This window comes from Desulfosarcina cetonica JCM 12296 (genome assembly GCF_001311845.1).
Lineage (GTDB): Bacteria > Desulfobacterota > Desulfobacteria > Desulfobacterales > Desulfosarcinaceae > Desulfosarcina > Desulfosarcina cetonica.
This window is the reverse complement of the sequence record NZ_BBCC01000373.1, coordinates 1-2,665: the sequence shown is the minus strand read 5'-3', so window position 1 is coordinate 2,665 and position 2,665 is coordinate 1. Positions and strand designations below refer to the sequence as shown.

General features: G+C 45.8%; 4 protein-coding genes. All 4 read right to left on the bottom strand.

Going from position 1 to position 2,665, the window contains the following annotated elements:
- Positions 1-184 (bottom strand): hypothetical protein (locus JCM12296_RS42975; protein ID WP_218188430.1); only part of this gene is annotated, 184 nt, incomplete at its 3' end.
- 31 nt (positions 185-215) lie between these two features.
- Positions 216-650, bottom strand: a complete 435-nt coding sequence (locus JCM12296_RS33935) for a flagellar basal body-associated FliL family protein (RefSeq protein WP_054702459.1) — start codon at positions 648-650, stop codon at positions 216-218.
- 44 nt (positions 651-694) lie between these two features.
- On the bottom strand, positions 695-913 hold the full coding sequence (locus tag JCM12296_RS33930; RefSeq protein WP_054702456.1) for a hypothetical protein: 219 nt from the start codon (positions 911-913) through the stop codon (positions 695-697).
- Positions 914-1,165: 252 nt separating this feature from the next.
- Positions 1,166-2,665: sigma-54 interaction domain-containing protein (locus tag JCM12296_RS33925; RefSeq protein WP_054702453.1), on the bottom strand; the 1,500-nt coding region annotated here is incomplete at its 5' end.

The window sequence follows — 2,665 nt, the reverse complement described above, 5'->3', positions numbered from 1 at the left end:
GGATTGGATGGGAAAAAATGGTGTTTATTCTTTTCCCTTCACGTTCATTTGGAAATTCGCAATAATATTCTTCACAGTAGATTATTCGTTTGCCAAAGTCCGGGAATTGACAATGATCGTTGTCACCACAATTGACACATAGCCCTTCACCTTCGATTGGTGCTTTTCTCTTATTTTCCATCATTTATTCCTTTCGATTGCCAATGTTCTGGCGGCTAGTTTTCCAAAACCGTCCGGCCCTCCGCAGCCATGTGAAGCCGGCTCAACGTGTCATCAAAAAAAGGCGGCTGAATGTTGGTCTTTAGTTTTCCAACGGATTTCTTCACCAATGTAATTAATTCGTCGCAATGCCCTGGGCGGCTGTTTCTCAAAAGATCACAAAGGGCATTCCCAGCGATTACTCTGGCATCATAATAAACGTTGTCATCCGTCAAAACGGATAGAACGGCGGAGATCAATTCCTTTGAAGGCATCTGGATTTCTCCAACACGCTTTAAAACCTCTTCGCGAAGCCGCCAATTTCCTTTGAAACGTAAGATTCGAATCATGCCAGGTTGGATCTTTTCCAGTTGACCGCTATCTGCCAATTCTTCAAAGAGATCGATAACCGGCGCCCAGTCGGTAAGGTTTCCAAAAGGATCTGGATTCATTGAATAACTCCTTTCACATAGGATCATTTTTTGTTTTCCTACCCTTAATCACCAACGTAGTCAGCGTAGGTCCCTCTCTGGGCCAGCGAAACGCGATGATCCAACATTGGATTTCCTTGATCCAACATGTCTATGCTGGCAAACAACCGGCGTTCTAAGGTTTTTATTTTTCCATCGGGAGTGATCACCAAAAATTCATCACCCCCGGAATCATCAAGAACGATGAAAATTTTGCCTGACGCTTTATTTTTAACCAATTCCATTTTTTCCCAGGCTCCATTGATGTTTTATGATTCATTGTTTTCTGGACACGCTAACTGAGCAATGGTGATGCCACCTTGCAGAAATTTTATAAGATATTGTAATAATGATAAAAAATAGAATTGGCAAAATGGGGCGGGTGTAATAATGGGCGGAATCGCCCACTATGGATAGTAGTTAATTATGCTTAACTATTTGTATTTAATTAATTTTATTTGTTCGGGCGAAATCGCCCATATGGGCGATTGTGGCACTCAAGACGGGCTTAACTTCCTGAAGAGCGCTCTGCGGGATATGCCAAGCAAGGCGGCGGCCTTTGTTCGATTTCCATCTGCTTGACTGATTGCTTTTGTGATGAGGTCTTGCTCCACTTGATCTATCGCCTTGCGAAGATCCAAGTCAGCTTTTGCAGCAACTGTTTTTTGAGTTTGCCCGGGCGACAAGAATTCAAGATTGCCTATTGTGATGTATCTTTGCAGGACGTTGCGCAATTCGCGAACATTGCCTGGCCAATCATATGAAATGAGAGCGTCCATGATGTGCCCTGGAACCCTTTTTAAGCCTGAGGGGACTTTCATTTGTCGCAAAAAATGCTCAACCAACAGTGGCAGGTCTTGCTTTCGGAGGCGTAAAGGGGGGAGCTGGATCTGGATCACTTGGATGCGGTAATAAAAGTCACTTCTCATCAAGCCCTTGCTGACATTATCATCTAAAGCCGAGTGAGACGCGGATATAATTCTGAAATCCGACTTATTCGGCTCGGTCCCCCCCACGGCATGATATCCGCTGCCCTCGATCGCACGCAGAAGCTTGGCCTGCATATTGATTGTTAATTCTGTCACCTCGTCTAAAAACAGCGTACCGCCATCGGCCATGTCCAAATACCCGGGAGAATCGGCATGGGCGCTGGAAAAGGCACCTTTACGGTGACCAAAAAATTCTCGTTCAAATAAAGACTCCTGCAACGCGCCACAGTTAACGGCAACAAAGCGCTTGCTTTTGCGATCGCTGAAATCATGGATGGCTCTGGCAACGAGTTCTTTGCCTGAACCGGATTCTCCAAAAACAGCAACGTTGGCATCCGTCGCCGCCGCCTTCAGGATCAGCTCATAAACATGCTGCATTGCCGGAGAACGGCCAAGAATACCGCCAAGTCTGAAACGCTCCTTCAAAGAAGAGCGTAAAACGCGGTTTTCATTGTCTAATTTATCCGCCATATGCTGCGCGGCCAATTGTTGTTCTTTAATTTCGGTGATATCCTTGAATGTAGACAACAATGCCGCATTTCCCTGGAATACGATCGGACTATGGCAGACCTGAATCCAACTACGCTTATCGGGTCGATCGAGCATGTAAATCTCTTCAACTTTTCTTTCGATGACACCTTTTCCGACTGCGCCATAGAGTCGAGCGATATCGTCAGGGGCAGTCGCTGGCAAACGACTCAACGACTGACCGATCAGTTCCTGAATCGATGGAACGTTGAATATTTTGCAAAACGCTGGATTAACATACTGAAAATGAAAATCTTGTACCAGGGCGACCCCTTCAGCCACTTGCTCGGTGAGGATGCGATAACGGGATTCGCTCTCTTTCAACGCCTCTTCCGAGCGCTTTAACCACAATACCTTGCTTAATCGTTCTCCAATTGCTCGCAGCAGGCGATCTTCTTCTTCAAGAAACGGCTCCGGCTCACACACGGGGGGTTTTTTCAAGTAATAGACATCAACGTCGCCAACATGTTTCCCATTTAA